General features: G+C 59.5%; 11 protein-coding genes. 8 read left to right on the plus strand and 3 right to left on the minus strand.

Translation table 11 applies throughout. The features are described 5' to 3' along the window. Positions 1–31 precede the first annotated feature (31 nt). The 3 genes from AC0Z5Z_RS00210 to AC0Z5Z_RS00220 all read left to right on the plus strand — a co-directional run bounded on the left by AC0Z5Z_RS00210 (position 32) and on the right by AC0Z5Z_RS00220 (position 4,155). Positions 32–1,303: a YeaH/YhbH family protein gene (locus tag AC0Z5Z_RS00210; RefSeq protein WP_039757709.1), complete on the plus strand. Its 1,272-nt coding sequence runs from the start codon at positions 32–34 to the stop codon at positions 1,301–1,303. Further along, complete coding sequence (locus AC0Z5Z_RS00215; RefSeq protein WP_024014545.1) at positions 1,300–2,862, plus strand: SpoVR family protein; 1,563 nt, start codon at positions 1,300–1,302, stop codon at positions 2,860–2,862. Before AC0Z5Z_RS00210 ends, AC0Z5Z_RS00215 begins: the two co-directional genes overlap by 4 nt. Before the next feature lie 63 nt (positions 2,863–2,925). Beyond that, entirely contained in the window at positions 2,926–4,155 is a 1,230-nt protein-coding gene (locus tag AC0Z5Z_RS00220; RefSeq protein ID WP_485610555.1) for a multifunctional CCA addition/repair protein, read from the plus strand. An 85-nt stretch (positions 4,156–4,240) separates the two neighbouring features. Here AC0Z5Z_RS00220 and folK read toward each other — a convergent pair whose 3' ends face one another. Continuing rightward, positions 4,241–4,759, minus strand: coding sequence for a 2-amino-4-hydroxy-6-hydroxymethyldihydropteridine diphosphokinase (folK, locus tag AC0Z5Z_RS00225; protein WP_122699657.1), 519 nt, complete (start codon positions 4,757–4,759; stop codon positions 4,241–4,243). After that, on the minus strand, positions 4,750–5,106 hold the full coding sequence (gene folB, locus AC0Z5Z_RS00230; protein WP_056786656.1) for a dihydroneopterin aldolase: 357 nt from the start codon (positions 5,104–5,106) through the stop codon (positions 4,750–4,752). Before folB ends, folK begins: the two co-directional genes overlap by 10 nt. A 74-nt stretch (positions 5,107–5,180) precedes the next feature. Between folB and plsY the strand changes: the two genes are divergently transcribed. Next, positions 5,181–5,750, plus strand: coding sequence for a glycerol-3-phosphate 1-O-acyltransferase PlsY (gene plsY / locus AC0Z5Z_RS00235; protein WP_041476705.1), 570 nt, complete (start codon positions 5,181–5,183; stop codon positions 5,748–5,750). Between the two features lie 23 nt (positions 5,751–5,773). Here the strand turns inward: plsY and tsaD are convergent, their stop codons facing one another. Further along, positions 5,774–6,799: a tRNA (adenosine(37)-N6)-threonylcarbamoyltransferase complex transferase subunit TsaD gene (tsaD, locus tag AC0Z5Z_RS00240; protein WP_039757706.1), complete on the minus strand. Its 1,026-nt coding sequence runs from the start codon at positions 6,797–6,799 to the stop codon at positions 5,774–5,776. 199 nt (positions 6,800–6,998) lie between these two features. On the opposite strand from tsaD, the gene rpsU reads away from it, so the two are divergent. The 4 genes from rpsU to AC0Z5Z_RS00260 all read left to right on the plus strand — a co-directional run bounded on the left by rpsU (position 6,999) and on the right by AC0Z5Z_RS00260 (position 15,452). Further along, complete coding sequence (gene rpsU / locus AC0Z5Z_RS00245) at positions 6,999–7,214, plus strand: 30S ribosomal protein S21 (RefSeq protein ID WP_002551877.1); 216 nt, start codon at positions 6,999–7,001, stop codon at positions 7,212–7,214. Between the two features lie 486 nt (positions 7,215–7,700). Beyond that, complete coding sequence (gene dnaG / locus AC0Z5Z_RS00250) at positions 7,701–9,665, plus strand: DNA primase (protein ID WP_056786653.1); 1,965 nt, start codon at positions 7,701–7,703, stop codon at positions 9,663–9,665. A 67-nt stretch (positions 9,666–9,732) separates the two neighbouring features. Continuing rightward, positions 9,733–11,580, plus strand: a complete 1,848-nt coding sequence (gene rpoD / locus AC0Z5Z_RS00255) for an RNA polymerase sigma factor RpoD (RefSeq protein WP_024014550.1) — start codon at positions 9,733–9,735, stop codon at positions 11,578–11,580. Positions 11,581–11,705: 125 nt separating this feature from the next. Continuing rightward, the gene (locus AC0Z5Z_RS00260) at positions 11,706–15,452 is read left to right on the plus strand and encodes a bifunctional diguanylate cyclase/phosphodiesterase (protein WP_485610556.1); all 3,747 of its coding nucleotides are present in this window, start codon (positions 11,706–11,708) and stop codon (positions 15,450–15,452) included. Positions 15,453–15,464 lie beyond the last annotated feature (12 nt).

The raw sequence follows: 15,464 nt of genomic DNA on the forward strand, positions 1-15,464 counted from the left end.
CTCAAAACTTGAAGCTCCCCGGAGGGGCCTTATGAGCTATGTGATCGACCGACGCCTCAATGGCAAAAACAAGAGCACGGTGAACCGCCAGCGTTTTCTGCGGCGTTACCGTGACCACATCAAAAAGGCTGTCGAAGAGGCAGTCAGTCGCCGCTCCATCACCGATATGGAGCACGGTGAACAGATCAGCATTCCCGGTCGCGACATCGACGAACCGGTGCTCCATCACGGACGCGGCGGCAAACAGACCGTGGTGCATCCCGGTAACAAAGAGTTCACGGCCGGTGAACATATCGCCCGTCCACCGGGCGGCGGCGGTGGGCGCGGCCCGGGCAAGGCCGGCAATTCAGGCGAAGGCATGGACGAGTTCGTCTTCCAGATCACGCAGGAAGAGTTTCTCGAATTCATGTTCGAAGACCTGGAACTGCCGAACCTGGTCAAACGCAACCTGACCGGCACCGACACGTTCAAAACCGTCCGCGCCGGGATCAGCAACGAAGGTAACCCCTCACGCATCAATATCATTCGCACGTTGCGTTCGGCTCATGCGCGTCGTATCGCCCTGTCCGGCAGCAGTCGCGCAAAGCTTCGCGAAGCCAAAGAAGAACTGGCGCGGCTCAAGCGCGAAGAACCGGACAACTTCGGCGATATTCAGGAACTCGAAGCTGAAATCGAGAAACTCAGCGCGCGCATTCACCGCGTGCCGTTCCTCGACACCTTCGACTTGAAATACAACCTGTTGGTCAAGCAACCCAATCCCAGTTCCAAAGCAGTGATGTTCTGCCTGATGGACGTGTCCGGTTCTATGACGCAGGCCACCAAGGACATCGCCAAGCGCTTTTTCATCCTGCTGTACCTGTTTCTCAAGCGTAACTACGACAAGATCGACGTGGTGTTCATCCGTCACCACACCAGCGCCCGGGAAGTGGACGAAGAGGAGTTTTTCTATTCTCGTGAGACCGGCGGCACCATTGTTTCCAGCGCCCTGAAGCTGATGCAGGAAATCATGGCCGAGCGCTATCCGAGCAACGAGTGGAACATCTACGCCGCTCAGGCCTCCGATGGCGACAACTGGAACGACGATTCGCCGATCTGCCGCGACATCCTGATCAACCAGATCATGCCGTTTGTGCAGTACTACACTTATGTGGAGATCACCCCGCGCGAACATCAGGCCCTGTGGTACGAATACGAACGCATCGCCGAAGCCTTCTCTGACACATTTGCCCAGCAGCAACTGGTCTCGGCCGGAGATATCTATCCGGTCTTCCGTGAACTCTTCCAGCGCAGGTTAGTGACATGACCGCCAAAGAGCAGAAGCGCCAACCCATATCCACCGGCTCCGAATGGACATTCGAGCTGATCCAGACCTACGACCGTGAAATCGCCCGGATCGCGGCCCGTTATGCTCTGGACACCTACCCCAACCAGATCGAAGTGATCACCGCCGAGCAGATGATGGACGCCTATGCCTCAGTGGGCATGCCACTGGGCTATCACCACTGGTCCTATGGCAAGCACTTCCTCAGTACCGAGAAATCATACAGTCGCGGACAAATGGGCCTAGCCTACGAGATCGTAATCAACTCCGACCCATGCATCGCCTATCTGATGGAAGAAAACACCATCTGCATGCAGGCGCTGGTGGTGGCCCATGCCTGCTATGGCCACAATAGCTTCTTCAAGGGCAACTACCTGTTCCGCACCTGGACCGACGCCAGTTCGATCATTGATTACCTGGTGTTCGCCAAGCAGTACATCATGCAGTGCGAAGAGCGCCACGGCATCGATGCCGTGGAAGATCTCCTCGACTCCTGCCATGCCCTGATGAATTACGGTGTCGACCGCTACAAGCGCCCGTATCCGATTTCCGCCGAGGAAGAGCGCCGGCGGCAAAAGGATCGCGAAGAGCACATGCAGAAGCAGATCAATGATTTGTGGCGCACCATTCCCAAAGGCGCGGACAAATACAGCGACAAGGACAACGCCCGCTTCCCGGCCGAGCCGCAGGAAAACATCCTCTATTTCATCGAGAAGCATGCGCCGCTGCTGGAACCCTGGCAGCGCGAGATCGTACGCATCGTGCGCAAGATCGCCCAGTATTTCTATCCGCAGCGCCAGACTCAGGTCATGAACGAAGGCTGGGCAACGTTCTGGCATTACACGCTGATGAATGATCTGTACGACGAGGGCCTGGTGACCGACGGTTTCATGATGGAATTCCTCACCTCGCACACCAGCGTGGTATTCCAGCCGGGTTTCGACAGTCCGTACTACAGCGGCATCAACCCCTATGCATTGGGTTTCGCCATGTACCGCGACATTCGGCGCATGTGCGAAGAGCCTACCGAAGAAGATCGCCGCTGGTTCCCGGACATCGCTGGTTCCGACTGGCTGTCGACCATCAAGTTCGCCATGAGCAGTTTCAAGGATGAGAGCTTCATCCTGCAGTACCTGTCGCCGAAGGTGATCCGCGATCTGAAGCTGTTCAGCATTCTCGATGACGACCAGAAAGACGACCTGCTGGTGCCGGCCATCCATGACGAGGGCGGCTACCGCATCATCCGGGAAACCCTGGCAGCGCAATACAACCTCGGCAATCGTGAGCCGAACGTGCAGATCTACAGCATCGACCGGCGCGGTGATCGCTCGCTGACCCTGCGCCATCAGCAGCACGACCGCAAACCCTTGGGCGACTCCACCGAAGAAGTCCTCAAGCACCTGCACCGGCTCTGGGGCTTCGACATTCATCTGGAAACCCTGCAAGGCGACCAGATCATGAAAACCCATCACGTGCCGCCACGCAGTGAACACAGCGAGGGCGATTACGGCCGGCTCGATCTGGCCGTGATTCATCTTTGATCCGGTTCTGGCCTCCGAAAGTCTGGCGCAAGGGTTATCCTGTCGGACTGACGGAGGTTTTTTATGCAGGTTTACAAGGTTGGCGGCGCAGTACGTGATCGCCTGTTGGGGTTGCCGGTCACTGATGTCGACCGGGTCGTGGTCGGCGCGACCACTGAAGAAATGCTCGCCAAGGGATTCCGCCCGGTTGGCGCGGATTTTCCGGTGTTTCTGCATCCCAAAACCGGTGAGGAATATGCCCTCGCCCGCACGGAGCGCAAAAGCGGTCGCGGTTACGGCGGTTTCACTTTCTACGCGAGTCCCGAAGTGACGCTTGAAGAAGACCTGATTCGCCGCGACCTGACGATCAACGCGATGGCGGAGGACGATCAGCTCAACCTGACCGATCCGTACCATGGCCAGCGCGATCTCGAAGCACGAATCCTTCGCCATGTTTCCCCGGCGTTCGCCGAAGATCCGTTGCGAGTGCTGCGCGTTGCCCGTTTTGCTGCACGCTACGCAGGATTGGGCTTTACGGTCGCCGATGAGACCATGGACTTGATGCGCCAGCTCAGTGAGTCCGGCGAATTGCAGGCGCTGACTGCCGAACGTAGCTGGAAGGAGATTTCCCGGGCACTGATGGAAGATCATCCACAGGTGTTCATCCAGGTCTTGCGCGACTGTGGCGCACTCAAAGAGCTAATGCCGGAAGTCGACGCCTTGTTCGGCGTGCCACAGCCAGAGACCCACCACCCGGAAATCGACACAGGCCTGCACACCCTGAGCGTGCTGGAGCAATCAGCCCTGCACAAACAACCACTGACGGTGCGCTGGGCCTGCCTGCTGCATGACCTTGGTAAAGGCCTGACGCCGGAAGATGAATGGCCCAGGCATATCGCCCATGAGCACACCGGGCTGAAGCTGATCAAAGCGGTCAACGAGCGCTTCAAGGTCCCCAAGGACTGTCAGGAACTGGCGCTGCTGGCCGGCCAGTACCACACCCATGGGCACCGGGCGCTGGAGCTGAAAGCCTCGACGCTGCTGGAGTTGCTGCAGAGTTTCGATATTTATCGCCGGCCGCAGCGATTCGAAGAGTTTATCGCCGCGTGCGAGATGGACGCCCGTGGCCGCAAGGGCCTGGAGCAGCGCAGTTATCCACAGGCGGATTATTTGCGCGGAGCGGCGAAAGCTGCGCGAGCGGTGGCGGTGCAGCCGCTGCTGGAAAAGGGCTTCAAGGGGCCGGAACTGGGTGAAGCGCTGAAGCGGGAACGACTGAAGGCGTTGAAAGCCTACAAAGAGGCGGCGACAGCCTGATAAAAAACTTCGCGAGCAGGCTCGCTCCCACATGAGACCTCGATCCAATGTGGGAGCGAGCCTGCTCGCGAAAGCGCATTTGATATCACCGCAAATCCGAAGGCGTGAGCTGCTCCCCCCGCCATTCGAACGCAACCGGCGCCAACACCTGATCAATCTGCGCCTCGGCCCACAACGTCGCAAAGCTCTTGCCCACCCCCGGATGCACCCGATCCGGCGCAATCAACGACAGCGGCCACAGCACAAAGGCATTTTTCAGGATTTCAGCACGCGGCAGCATCAATCCATCGAAATTACCCACCAGATCGCCATACAGCAGCACGTCGATATCCAGCGGCAGACCTTTGCGATCCGGGGCATAACGACCGTTGTCCGCCTCGATGAATTTCAAGCGGCGGTCAAGCTCCATCAACGGCAGATCGGTGTAGGCCGAGACCACGAAATTGAAGAACGGCCCGCTCTTGATGCCCACCGGTTGGCTCTCGAACACCGCCGAACAACGGATATCCACCAGGAACGTGGCCAGCGCATCGAGACCGGCGCGCAAATGGGTTTCGCGCTCGATATTGCTACCGAGCCCGAGGTAGACCTGAGTCAGCGACATCCGCGCTCGATCTCCACACCCACACCACCCTTGGCCGCTGGAACGGCGCCCGGTTTGGTCAGTTTCAGTCGCACCCAGGTGATCTTGAATTCGGTCATCAGCACTTCAACCAGACGCTCGGCGAAGGTTTCGACCAGCTGGAACTGCGCCTGCTCGGCGAAGGCCTGAATGCGCGTGGAAACACTGGCGTAATCGAGCGCCAGGGTCAGGTCGTCACCGGCGGCGGCCGGGCGATTGTCCCAGGCGAAGCTCAGATCAAGACGCAGGCACTGACGGATGCCGCGCTCCCAGTCGTAGGCACCGATCACGGTGTCGACTTCCAGGCCCTCGATAAACACTCTGTCCAAGCACTTCTCTCCGCTGCACGACAAGGGCGCGATGCGCCGTTAGAATCAGGGCGTCCTCGCCCGGAATAGTTAGCATGTTTTGGCTACTGGCGATTCTCGCCTACCTGCTCGGCTCGCTGTCCTTTGCCATTTTGCTCAGCCGCCTGACCGGAAATCCGGATCCGCGAATGAGTGGCTCGGGTAATGCCGGCGCCACCAACATGCTGCGCCTGGCCGGTCGCAAACTGGCGATCCTGACCCTGCTCGGTGATCTGTGCAAAGGCCTGCTGCCGGTGCTGATCGCCTCGGGCGCGGGCCTTTCAGTGCAGGATCAGGCCTGGATTGGCGTATGCGCCGTGATCGGTCACCTGTTCCCTTTGTACTTTCGCTTTCGTGGCGGCAAAGGCGTTGCCACTGCCGCCGGCATGCTGCTCGGCCTGTATCCACCCGCCGCGCTGCTGGCAGTATGTGCCTGGCTACTGACGTTTTACCTGACCCGCACCAGCTCGCTGGCGGCGCTGATTGCCACGCCACTGACCCTGCCGTTGCTGGCCTGGCAGGAGCCGGAAGCCTTGCTGCCAATGAGCGCGCTGACCTTGCTGATTGTCTGGCGCCATCGCGGCAATCTACGCGACCTGTTTGCCGGGCGCGAACGGCATTTCTGACTGCCGTCCATGAGCGTCGCTCATTACAGCGCCGACAACTGCTCCATTGGCCAGCGTGCCTGCACGGTGATTGCCAGACTTTCCTGCTGACCGGCCTTCAGGCGCTGGCAACCGGCAAATGCGATCATCGCGCCATTGTCGGTGCAGAACTCCGGGCGCGCATAGAACACATCACCCTTCATATCGCCGAGCATCTTTTCCAGCGAAACCCGCAACGCCTTGTTGGCGCTGACGCCGCCGGCAATCACCAGCCGCTTCATGCCTGCCTGTTTCAGGGCGCGCTTGCACTTGATGGTCAAAGTCTCCACCACGGCCTGCTGGAACGCCAGCGCGATGTCGCAACGGGCTTGCTCGCCGTCGTCCCCGGCGCTGACGCATTGCTGCCAGGTATTGAGGGCGAAGGTTTTCAAGCCGCTGAAACTGAAGTCCAGACCCGGGCGATCACACATCGGACGCGGAAAGGTGAAACGTCCTGCGACGCCCTTCTCGGCCAGCTTGGCGATTTCCGGCCCGCCGGGGTAATTGAGGCCCATCATTTTTGCGGTTTTGTCGAAGGCTTCACCGGCCGCATCGTCGAGCGTCTCGCCGAGCAGGCTGTATTGGCCAATGCCGTCGACCTGAACCAACTGCGTATGGCCACCGGAAACCAACAAAGCGACGAACGGGAATTCCGGCGGTTTCGGCTCCAGCATCGGGGCGAGCAAGTGGCCTTCCATGTGGTGCACACCGAGAGCCGGAATGCCCCAGGCAAACGCCAGCGCCTGCGCGCAGGAAGCACCGACCAGCAACGCGCCGACCAGGCCAGGACCTGCGGTGTAGGCGATTGCGTCGATCTCGGTCGGCACACAGTCGGCCTCGGCCAACACCTGACGGATCAAGGGCAGCATGCGTTTGACGTGGTCACGCGAGGCCAGCTCCGGCACCACACCGCCATAGACACGGTGCAAGTCGATCTGACTGAACAGCGCGTCGGCCAGCAGACCGCGTTCACTGTCATACAATGCGACGCCGGTTTCGTCGCAGGAGGTTTCTAATCCCAGTACTAGCATGGGTTTGCGCCTTGTTTAGGCTGAATTCGAAGGCGCGCATAATAGTCGCCACGTGATGCCCCGACCAGCGGTTTTCGATCAGAGGCTTTGCATTCCGAGCGATGAGGGGTTAACATCCGCAACCCTTAAAAACCGACGTCTTCAAGTGCTCTTTTGCCGCGAGGATGTTGACCCCGGTAATGAATGAAGGTAGCTCTGGATGCCAGCCGTCAAAGTAAAAGAGAACGAACCCTTCGACGTAGCTCTGCGTCGTTTCAAGCGCTCCTGCGAAAAAGCCGGTGTACTGGCTGAAGTTCGTAGCCGCGAATTTTACGAGAAGCCAACTTCTGAGCGTAAGCGCAAGGCAGCAGCCGCTGTTAAGCGTCACGCCAAGAAAGTTCAGCGCGAACAGCGCCGCGCCGTTCGTCTGTACTAATCCACAGACGTTCGTAGCAAGCTTCTTGCCTAAGCCCGGCCCTCAGCCGGGCTAATGGCATTTGCGTAAAACGCTTGATGCTTCACCGTCGACGCCGCCGATGCGACCGAGACAAATCTGCTTCACCGCGTCAGGCCTGGCTCTTTTGCCAGCGGTGCACGTCTTTTCTGACGAGCCTTTCAAGGCTACTGACGAGCACACCCACTGATTCCTCTTACGACGATCAGCCCAAGGCACCTGCATGCGTGCCCGCTTTATTGAGCTATCCGAGGTCGACAATCGGCCGTCAGCGGATTCAGCGCAACACTTTCACATAGTCGAAGACTGATAGGTACTAACGTCAGTGGATTTTCGGCAGATACACTTCCCGACAGCGATCACGCAGACGACACCGGTCGAGCCGCACTTTTTGTGCGTTTCCAGCAATGGCCCGCGTCCGACGGCCTGTCGCAACGGATTTATTGCAGCGCAGACGACGAGAACGCCATGGCCGGGCTGATTCCCCAGAGCTTCATTGACGACCTGCTGAACCGCACCGACATCGTCGACGTGGTCAGCTCGCGCGTGCAATTGAAGAAGGCCGGCAAGAACTACACCGCCTGCTGCCCGTTCCATAAAGAGAAAACCCCGTCATTCAGCGTCAGCCCCGACAAACAGTTCTATTACTGCTTCGGTTGCGGCGCCGGCGGCAACGCCCTCGGCTTTCTCATGGATCACGACAATCTGGATTTCCCCCAGGCTGTCGAAGATCTGGCAAAAGCCGCCGGCATGGAAATTCCCCGCGAAGAAAGCGGTCGCGAGCGCAAGCCGCGCCAGCCGACCGATTCGCCGCTGTACCCGCTGCTGACCGCCGCCGCTGATTTTTACCGGCAGGCACTCAAGAGTCATCCGTCGCGCAAGGCTGCGGTGGATTACCTCAAGGGGCGCGGGCTGACGGGCGAGATCGCTCGGGATTTCGGCCTCGGTTTTGCGCCGCCGGGCTGGGACAACCTGCTCAAGCATCTGAGCAGCGACACTCTGCAACAGAAAGCCATGATCGAAGCCGGCCTGCTGATCGAGAACGCCGAAACCGGCAAGCGTTACGATCGCTTCCGCGATCGCGTGATGTTCCCGATCCGCGACACCCGCGGACGAATCATCGCCTTCGGCGGCCGCGTACTCGGCGACGACAAGCCCAAATACCTGAACTCACCGGAAACTCCGGTATTCCATAAAGGCCAGGAACTCTACGGCCTCTATGAAGCGCGCAAGAACAATCGCAACCTCGACGAAATCATAGTTGTCGAGGGTTACATGGACGTCATCGCCCTCGCCCAGCAAGGCCTGCGCAATGCCGTCGCTACGCTGGGTACCGCGACCAGCGAAGAACACCTCAAGCGCCTGTTCCGCGTCGTCCCGAACGTATTGTTCTGCTTCGACGGCGACCAGGCCGGCCGCAACGCAGCCTGGCGTGCACTGGAAGCGACCCTGCCGTGCCTGCAGGACGGTCGTCGCGCGCGGTTCCTGTTTTTGCCCGAAGGCGAAGACCCGGACACCCTGGTTCGCGCCGAAGGCACCGATGCTTTCAAGGCGCGCATCAATCAGCACGCGCAGCCGCTGGCCGATTATTTTTTCCAGCAACTGACCGAAGAAGCCGACCCGCGCTCACTTGAGGGCAAGGCGCACATGGCCACCCTCGCCGCGCCATTGATCGACAAGGTGCCGGGAGCGAACCTGCGCATCCTCATGCGTCAGCGCCTGACCGAGATTACCGGCCTGAGCAGCGAGACCGTCAGCCAATTGGTTCAGAATGCGCCGCAGGAAGCACCGCCCGCCTACGATCCGGGCTTCGATTATGACGCCATGCCGGACTACAGCGACTACCATCAGCCGCAGGCACAGGACATGTATGTGCCGCAGCAGGAATGGACGCCGAAGAAACCCGGCGCCGGCGGCAAGAAGTGGGACAAGAAACCGTGGGACAAGAACGGCAAACGTGGTGGCGATCGCGAACAGCAGCGCCCGCGTACGCCGATTGGCGTTGAATCGCCAACCCTGACGGCACTGCGAACATTGCTCCATCATCCGCAACTGGCCAAGCGCGTCGAAGACGCCGGGCACATTGCCGATGAAAATCAGACCAACGCCCAGCTGCTTGTGGCGCTACTCGAAGCCGTACAGAAGAATCCCAAGCTAAACTCATTTCAGCTGATCGCGCGATGGCACGGTACTGAACAGGGTCGCTTACTCAAGGCGCTGGCAGAAAAGGAATGGCTGATTGACGGAGATAACCTTGAACAACAGTTTTTCGACACCATTACTAGCTTGTCCGCCCGCCAACGCGAGCGAAATCTCGAACAGTTACTCAGGAAAGCGCGGCAAAGCGAACTGAGCGTCGAAGAGAAAAATCAACTGCGCGACCTTTTAAGTCGCAATGTTTCCGCATCAAACCCGACCTCAACTGGCGCGTGAGGTCATAGCTCAGGTATAATCCTCGGCTTGTTTTTTGCCCGCCAAGACCTTCAGTGGATAGGGTGTTATGTCCGGAAAAGCGCAACAGCAGTCTCGTATTATTGAGTTGATCAAACTGGGTCGTGAGCAGAAGTATCTGACTTACGCCGAGGTCAACGACCACCTGCCCGAGGATATTTCAGATCCGGAGCAGGTGGAAGACATCATCCGCATGATTAACGACATGGGGATCCCCGTACACGAGAGTGCTCCGGATGCGGACGCCCTTATGTTGGCCGACGCCGATACCGACGAGGCCGCTGCGGAAGAAGCAGCCGCTGCGTTGGCGGCGGTGGAGACCGATATCGGTCGCACCACTGACCCGGTGCGCATGTACATGCGTGAAATGGGTACGGTCGAGCTTCTGACCCGTGAAGGCGAAATCGAAATCGCCAAGCGGATCGAAGAAGGCATTCGTGAAGTGATGAGCGCGATTGCGCACTTCCCAGGCACGGTTGACCACATTCTCTCCGAGTACACCCGCGTCACCACCGAAGGTGGTCGCCTGTCCGACGTCCTGAGCGGTTATATCGACCCGGACGACGGCATCGCGCCGCCTGCGGCAGAAGTGCCGCCGCCGGTTGACCCGAAAGCCGTCAAGGCCGACGACGATACCGACGACGATGATGCCGAATCTTCCGACGATGAAGAAGAAGCCGAAAGCGGTCCGGATCCGGTCATCGCTGCGCAGCGCTTCGGTGCCGTCGCCGACCAGATGGAAATCACCCGCAAGGCCCTGAAAAAGCACGGTCGTCACAACAAGGCAGCCGTTGCCGAGTTGCTGGCCCTGGCCGAGCTGTTCATGCCGATCAAACTGGTGCCGAAGCAATTCGAAGCCCTGGTCGAGCGTGTACGCAGTGCCCTGGATCGCCTGCGTCAGCAAGAGCGCGCGATCATGCAGCTGTGCGTACGTGATGCACGTATGCCGCGCGCCGATTTCCTGCGTCAGTTCCCGGGCAACGAAGTCGACGAAAGCTGGTCCGACGCCCTGGCCAAAGGCAAGAGCAAGTACGCCGAAGCCATCGGTCGCGTGCAGCCGGACATCATCCGTTGCCAGCAGAAGCTGATTGCGCTGGAAACCGAGACCGGCCTGACCATCGCAGAAATCAAGGACATCAACCGTCGCATGTCGATCGGTGAGGCCAAGGCCCGCCGCGCGAAAAAAGAGATGGTTGAAGCCAACCTGCGTCTGGTGATCTCGATCGCCAAGAAGTACACCAACCGCGGCCTGCAATTCCTCGATCTGATCCAGGAAGGCAACATCGGTCTGATGAAGGCGGTGGACAAGTTCGAATACCGTCGTGGTTACAAGTTCTCGACGTATGCCACCTGGTGGATCCGTCAGGCGATCACTCGCTCGATCGCCGACCAGGCGCGCACCATCCGTATTCCGGTGCACATGATCGAGACGATCAACAAGCTCAACCGTATTTCCCGGCAGATGTTGCAGGAAATGGGTCGCGAACCGACCCCGGAAGAGCTGGGCGAACGCATGGAAATGCCTGAGGACAAGATCCGCAAGGTACTGAAGATCGCCAAAGAGCCGATCTCCATGGAAACCCCGATCGGTGATGACGAAGACTCCCATCTGGGCGACTTCATCGAAGACTCGACCATGCAGTCGCCAATCGATGTCGCCACAGTGGAAAGCCTGAAGGAAGCGACTCGCGAAGTGCTGTCCGGCCTCACTGCCCGTGAAGCCAAGGTACTACGCATGCGTTTCGGTATCGACATGAACACCGATCACACGCTCGAAGAGGTGGGCAAACAGTTTGACGTAACGCGTGAGCGGATCCGTCAGATCGAAGCCAAGGCGCTGCGCAAGCTGCGCCACCCGACGCGAAGCGAGCATCTGCGCTCCTTCCTCGACGAGTGATACCAGAACCCCCGGCCCAGGCCGGGGGTTTTGTTTTATGGCAGATTAAATTCCCCGCTCCGCCCTCCCCGTCGCGTACCCCGTCTACACTCGAAACAATCATCCCAAGCCCTGACGAGAGCGTTATGCCCAGACTGGCGCCCGTGCTTTTTCTGCTGTCATTGATGATTTGCACCGCCACGGCTGACGCGCTGACTCTCACCGATGAAGAACGCAGCTGGCTGGCGGCTCACCCTGACTTGCGCCTGGGTGTCGACGCGTCGTGGCCGCCTTTCGAATTTCGTGACGACCAGAACCGCTATCAGGGTCTCGCCGCTGACTATATCGACGTGATTCGCCAACGTTTGGCGATCAAGCTGACGCCCATCGAACCGGCAAGCTGGACGGTGGTGCTGGAGCAGGTCAAAAAAGGCAAGATCGATTTGCTGCCGGGAATCATGTCCACGCCGGAACGCCAGAATTACCTGTCATTTACCCGGCCGTACCTCGACTTCCCGATCGTCATTCTGGCCCATGTCGGCGGGGCCCAGCCGCGCAAACTCGACGACCTGTACGGTCTGAAAATCGCCGTAGTGGAAAACTACGCTCCCCACGAACTGCTGCGCACTCACCATCCCGATCTGAATCTGGTGGCCATGCCCAATGTCAGTTCGGCGCTGCAAGCCCTGGCGACTGACGAAGTGGACGCGGTGGTCGGCGATCTGGCTTCCAGCGTCTGGAGCCTGCGCCAGCTCAAACTCGACGGCCTCTACGTCAGCGGCGAAACCCCGTATCGTTATCAACTGGCAATGGCCGTGCCTCGCGATAACAAAATGTTGGTGGGCATCCTCGATAAAGTCCTGGCCGACATGACACCGGCGGAAATCAGCAGCATTCAGGAACATTGGGTCGGTAATGTGCTCGACCACCGCACGTTCTGGTCAGATCTGCTGATGTATGGCCTGCCCGGTCTGTTGTTGTTGATGACGGTGCTGGCCGTGGTGATTCGCATCAACCGCCGCCTGAGCTCGGAAATCAGCCGGCGCATCGACCTCGAACAGGAATTGCGCAGCAGCGAATATCACTATCGCGGCCTGGTGGAGAGTTTGTCGGCGATCGCCTGGGAAGCGCGGATGAGCGACTTCACCTACAGCTATGTGTCGCCCCATGCTGAAGACCTGCTCGGGTATCCACAGTCTCACTGGCTGATTCCGGGTTTCTGGCACAACATCATTCACCCGGCCGACCTGACCCGCACGCAAAACTATTGCAGGGAAGCGCTGCGCCAGGGCCGCGATCACATCGTCGATTATCGCGTGATCACCGCCGACGGCCGCTGCCTGTGGGTGCGCGACATTGTCAGCCTGATCGAGCATGGCCACGAACCGGTGATGCGCGGGTTGATGATCGATATCAGCGAAATCAAACGCACCGAAGAGGCGCTGCGCCTGTCCGAGCAGAAGTTCGCTTCGGTGTTTGAGCAATGCCCGGACATTCTGGTGATTGCGCGCCTGTCCGACGGCTGCCTGCTGGAGGTCAACGAGGCCTTCGAAGAGCAGATCGGCCTTAGGGCCGAGGAGGTGATCGGCCAGACCGCCACCAACCTCAATATCTGGGGCATCCCCGGGGTGGGGCCGGGCCTCTTGCAGCGTTTGCAGGCCGGCAGCATCCGTAATCTGGAAATGCCCTTTCGCCGCAACAACGGCCAATTGTTCACCGGGCTGATTTCCGCCGAGCCTTTCGACCTCGACACCACCCCGGCGCTGGTGGTGGTAGTTCGCGACATCAGCCAGCTCAAGGAAACCCAACAGCAACTGCAAACCTCTGAAGAGAAGTTCGCCAAGGCTTTCCATGCGTCGCCGGATGGCCTGTTGCTGTCGCGCCAGAGCGACGGCCTGCTGTTGGAGGTCAACGAAGGTTTTAGTCGTATCACTGGTTTCAACAGCGCCATGTCGGTGGATCGTTCAACGCTGGATCTGGGCATCTGGGTCAACCTCAACGAACGCAAGCAGATGCTCGATCTGCTAAAGCGCGACGGGTTTGTCCGCGACTTCACTTGCCACATCCGTCGCAGCGACGGGCAGATTCGCCTGTGCGAAGTGTCCAGTCGACCGCTGCCGATCGGCGACGAGGATTGCATGCTGACCATCGCCCGCGACATCACCGAACGCCATCTCATGCAGGAAAAACTGCAGCAGGCCGCGACCGTTTTCGAGAGCACCGCCGAGGGCGTGTTGATCACCGATACTCAACAACACATCAGCGCCGTCAATCGCGCTTTCACCGAAATCACCGGTTACAGCGAAAGTGAAGCGCTGGGCCACACGCCACGCTTGCTGGCGTCAGGGCTGCATGACAGCGCTTTCTACGCGGCGATGTGGCACCAATTGACTGACGAAGGCCACTGGCAAGGCGAGATTTCCAACCGGCGCAAGAACGGCGAGCTGTACCCGAGCTGGCTGACCATCAGCGCCGTGCGCAATCGCGACAAGTTCATCACTCACTTCGTCGCGGTGTTCGCCGATATTTCCAGCCTCAAGCATGCGCAGGCCAAGCTTGATTACCAAGCTCACCACGACCCGCTCACCGGCTTGCCAAACCGCACCTTGTTCGAGAGCCGCCTGCAAATGGCCCTGACCAGCCAGCAGGAAAATGGCGGCCAGGGTGCCGTGCTGTTTCTCGATCTCGACCGTTTCAAACACATCAACGACAGCCTCGGCCACCCGGTCGGCGACCTGTTGCTCAAGGGCATCGCCGTGCGCTTGAAAGAACAATTGCGCGATATCGACACGGTCGCGCGGCTGGGCGGCGACGAGTTCATCATTCTGCTGCCGGGCCTGCAGCAAGCCAGCGATGCCGACAATATCGCGACGAAACTGCTCAACTGCTTCGGTGCGCCGTTCCAGGCCGGCGAACACGAGTTTTTTATCAGCGCGAGCATCGGCACCAGCCTCTATCCCCGCGACGGCTGCGATGTCGCCACCCTGGTGAAAAACGCGGACGCGGCGATGTACCGCTCCAAAGCCAAGGGGCGTAACCGCGTTGAAAGTTACACCCGCGACCTCACCGCCCAGGCCAGCGAGCGCGTAGCGCTGGAACACGAACTGCGCCGCGCCATCGAGCGCGATGAGCTGTTTCTCTATTACCAACCGAAAATCAGCCTGGTCGACCACAGTCTGGTCGGTGCAGAGGCGCTGATTCGCTGGCGCCACCCAACCTTCGGCGACGTGCCGCCCGAGCATTTCATTCCGCTGGCCGAAGAGAACGGCATGATCCTGCAGATCGGTGACTGGGTGCTGGAGACCGCTTGCCGGCAAATGTTCGAGTGGAGCCGAATCTACCAACCGCTCGGGCCGCTCTCGGTGAACCTCGCTGGCGCGCAGCTGCGTCAGCCGAACCTGTTGGTGCGCATCGAGCAACTGCTCAAGGACAACCGCCTCAGGCCGGATTTACTGCAACTGGAAATTACCGAGAATTTCATCATGAGTCAGGCCGAAGAGGCGCTGGCAGTGCTGCACCAGCTCAAACACCTCGGCGTGCAACTGGCGATCGATGACTTCGGCACCGGCTACTCCTCGCTCAGCTATCTCAAACGCCTGCCGCTGGACATCCTCAAGATCGACCAGTCCTTCGTCCGCGGACTGCCTGACGACCCCCACGACGCGGCCATTGTGCGCGCCATCATCGCGCTCGGCCGCAGCATGCAATTCACCGTGATTGCCGAAGGCGTGGAAACCCAGGCGCAACAACAATTCCTCGCTGCTGAAGGGTGCGAACAGATACAGGGCTACATCGTCAGCCTGCCGCTGCCCCCGGAGGAATTCGCCGCGACGTTTCTGCATATAACCGTATCGGATTTTTCGGATAGCACAGCCGCGAAACCGTCGCTATAATCCGCGGCCTAC

It is taken from the genome of Pseudomonas sp. 1L-E-NC-VB-C3 (assembly GCF_057291535.1).

Coding starts and splice junctions, on each gene's coding strand:
- AC0Z5Z_RS00210 (WP_039757709.1), top strand. CDS start 32: ATGAGCTATGTGATCGACCGACGCCTCAATGGCAAAAACAAGAGCACG.
- AC0Z5Z_RS00215 (WP_024014545.1), top strand. CDS start 1,300: ATGACCGCCAAAGAGCAGAAGCGCCAACCCATATCCACCGGCTCCGAA.
- AC0Z5Z_RS00220 (WP_485610555.1), top strand. CDS start 2,926: ATGCAGGTTTACAAGGTTGGCGGCGCAGTACGTGATCGCCTGTTGGGG.
- folK (WP_122699657.1), bottom strand. CDS start 4,759: ATGTCGCTGACTCAGGTCTACCTCGGGCTCGGTAGCAATATCGAGCGC.
- plsY (WP_041476705.1), top strand. CDS start 5,181: ATGTTTTGGCTACTGGCGATTCTCGCCTACCTGCTCGGCTCGCTGTCC.
- tsaD (WP_039757706.1), bottom strand. CDS start 6,799: ATGCTAGTACTGGGATTAGAAACCTCCTGCGACGAAACCGGCGTCGCA.
- rpsU (WP_002551877.1), top strand. CDS start 6,999: ATGCCAGCCGTCAAAGTAAAAGAGAACGAACCCTTCGACGTAGCTCTG.
- dnaG (WP_056786653.1), top strand. CDS start 7,701: ATGGCCGGGCTGATTCCCCAGAGCTTCATTGACGACCTGCTGAACCGC.
- rpoD (WP_024014550.1), top strand. CDS start 9,733: ATGTCCGGAAAAGCGCAACAGCAGTCTCGTATTATTGAGTTGATCAAA.
- AC0Z5Z_RS00260 (WP_485610556.1), top strand. CDS start 11,706: ATGCCCAGACTGGCGCCCGTGCTTTTTCTGCTGTCATTGATGATTTGC.